At 61.4% G+C, this 2,114-nt stretch carries 1 protein-coding gene and 1 pseudogene; one reads left to right on the forward strand and one right to left on the reverse strand.

The features are described 5' to 3' along the window. Window positions 1-36 precede the first annotated feature (36 nt). Window positions 37-1,470, reverse strand: a complete 1,434-nt coding sequence (locus ACREXZ_RS30695; RefSeq protein ID WP_431767891.1) for an IS701 family transposase — start codon at window positions 1,468-1,470, stop codon at window positions 37-39. Between the two features lie 184 nt (window positions 1,471-1,654). On the opposite strand from ACREXZ_RS30695, the pseudogene ACREXZ_RS30700 reads away from it, so the two are divergent. After that, window positions 1,655-2,114, forward strand: a pseudogene (locus tag ACREXZ_RS30700) (MFS transporter); the annotation flags it as partial.

The raw sequence follows: 2,114 nt of genomic DNA on the forward strand, positions 1-2,114 counted from the left end.
GGCTAAGTGTTGTATTCGCGCGACAGACTCCTATTACTACTGCGTCAGAAACTGCGGCGGTTGTGTTTGGCGGATCGGTTGCAGCATGGACATCGTGAGAGGCGACGCGCGAGCGCAATCATGAGTCGTCGCCGCATGGTTGCGATCGAGTTCGGGATGTGACGTTCTGGTCTTATCGGGGGCGCCTCCGGGTCGATAACCGTCGGGAACGGCAATTTTCTTGAGCCCAGTGGCGGAACAAGGTCCTGAGGGGGGAATCCTCTCCCTCTCGGAGACCAGAAATCCGTAGGCGGCGATGCACAGCGTGGCGTGGTGGTGGAAGCCGCGCCAGCCGCGTCCTTCGAAATGTCCGAGCCCGACTTCTCCTTTGAGCTCCTGATAATCGCGCTCGATACGCCAACGCAGTTTGGTTTGGTCCACCAGTTTGCGGAAGGCGATGTTTTTCGGCAGGGTCGAAAGCCAATATTTGGCCGGCTTTTTCTCACCTTCGGGCCATTCGATCAACAGCCACTCTTCGGGCCGGCTTTCCGAGCATGCGTAATCTCGATGCGCGACACGAACCCGCACGCGAGCAAAGCGCGACATCAGCGGCTCGACCGTCCCCTCCCGCCATGCAATCCTGCGCCAAGAGCGCTTGGGGAGGCCGAGAGCGAGTTCTTCGACCGATATCGGTTTATGCTCGGCGTCGCGACGAAGGCGCTCCGGCCGCCCGCCGCGGCCCGCCCGTTTCTTCGGCGGCAGCGGTCCCGTGCCGGGCGTCCACACCGTAGTGTTCGGCAAGATACCGGCCACATAGGTCAACGCGAGCGCGCCGATGCCGGCACGCAGATTTGTGTTGCAGCCGTAGCCCGCGTCCATCAGGACCACGCCGCGAGAAAGTCCGGCCTTTAAGGCCGCCTCGATCTGCTCGAGCGCGATCTCGGGCTTGGTCTTGAAATCTATCTCATCGGAAACGCCCGCCTTGCGCCGGCGTTCGTGGTCGACCGCCCACTCTTTCGGCAGATAGAGACGCCAAGCTACCGGCAGGCTCGCGTGGTGATTGGCGAGGGACAACGACACCGCCACTTGGCAATTGTCCTGCTTACCGAGCTGACCACAATATTGCCGCGCCACACCCACCGAGTGCTGGCCTTTCTTGGGAAGGCCGGTGTCGTCGATGATCCACGCTTCGATCGGTCCGTGGCGCTCGATCGACGGCAGGACCATTTCTCCCACTTTCGCCAATACCTTCTCGTTCGACCAAGGCGACTGGCCAACGAAATGCAGCAGCGACTGGTGCTGCGCCGCCGTCCGGTCTGGCGCCGTTATGGCCGCCATCGGCTCGACGCTCTTGCGCTCGCACGGCATTATCAAGCCAAGGCAATAATCCCGCAGTGGGCCGGACCGGTCCGCATGCCCTATCACACTCACAAGTCCTTCGACATATGCCGTAAATCGTGCTTCACTGCCGTCCGTCGATGCGAGATCCATACCAGTCCCTCCTGCTGATGATCGAATCTCGCCGCATAGCTGATTCTTAGCGGAGGGGCCTCGCGACTTTTTGACTCAGTAGGACTATCCGTATCGCGAATTTTGTTATATTGACCATAGGCTGAAAAGATAGCCTTCGCAGTCCTGCCTTTTCGTTTCGCCAGAGCGAAGAAGATACCCCCTTATGAGCGAGACCGCGCCAGCCTGCACCGATCTCCCGCGCCACAGCGCCATCCGGTTCATCGTGCTGCTTGGCGTCGTCGACCTATTCGCCGACATGACCTACGAAGGCGCGCGCAGCGTCACCGGCCCTTACCTTGGCGTCCTCGGAGCGAGCGCCGCCATCGTCGGTTTTGTCGCGGGATTTGGCGAGTTCCTCGGCTACGCATTGCGGCTTGTCTCGGGCTATCTCAGCGATCGCACCGGCAGCTATTGGCCAATTACGATTGTTGGCTACGGCATCAATCTCTTGGCCGTGCCGCTCCTAGCATTGACCGGCCGCTGGGAGCTTGCGGTTATCCTGATCGTCGCCGAGCGGGCAGGCAGGGCGATCCGCGTCCCGGCGCGCGACGCGATGCTGTCGCACGCGGGCAGCCAAACCGGGCTTGGCTGGGGTTTCGGCCTGCACGGCGCGTTCGATTCGG

The organism is Paraburkholderia sp., from assembly GCF_050742655.1.
Taxonomy (GTDB): domain Bacteria; phylum Pseudomonadota; class Gammaproteobacteria; order Burkholderiales; family Burkholderiaceae; genus Paraburkholderia.